The 464-nt window shown below is 46.3% G+C and carries 1 protein-coding gene; it reads left to right on the top strand.

Features of this window, described 5'->3' with window-relative positions; translation table 11 throughout:
* Positions 1-464 (top strand): hypothetical protein (locus tag F0U44_RS24225; protein WP_149730618.1); only part of this gene is annotated, 464 nt, incomplete at both ends.

Here is a 464-nt window from a genome sequence, read left to right as displayed (position 1 = left end):
ATCGATATTAAATCTGATGTTGCCACTAACGCCGTCGTCAAGATGTTCCTTGGACCTAAATACGATGAGAACGGCTTTCCCTTCAGCCTAGAAGATAACTGGATGAACTTCTACGAGCTTGACTGGTTCGTGCAAAAGGTTAACCCTGGCCAGTCTCAGATAACGCGTTCATCTACTGACTTTGCATTCTTCAAAGAAGACTCTTTACCGATGGCCGAAATCTACAAGCTCTTGGACCAAGGAAAGATTCCTACTGACATGTTCAACTCCTCGGACACTATGCCTTCGAGGCTGATGCTGCCTAAGGGTACATACGATGGATTCCCCTTCCAGCTGTTTGTATTCGTCTATCCGTATGAACCGACACCTAAGGAGTCAGAGCCATTCAAGTCTGTTGTTCCGGACAACAAACCATTCGGTTATCCATTCGATCGCCCCGTTCTTCCTCAGTACTTCAAACAACC

Origin of the sequence: Nocardioides humilatus, from assembly GCF_008373755.1 — a bacterium.
Classification (GTDB): Bacteria; Actinomycetota; Actinomycetes; order Propionibacteriales; family Nocardioidaceae; genus Nocardioides; species Nocardioides humilatus.
This window is presented reverse-complemented; position numbering and strand designations above follow the sequence as displayed.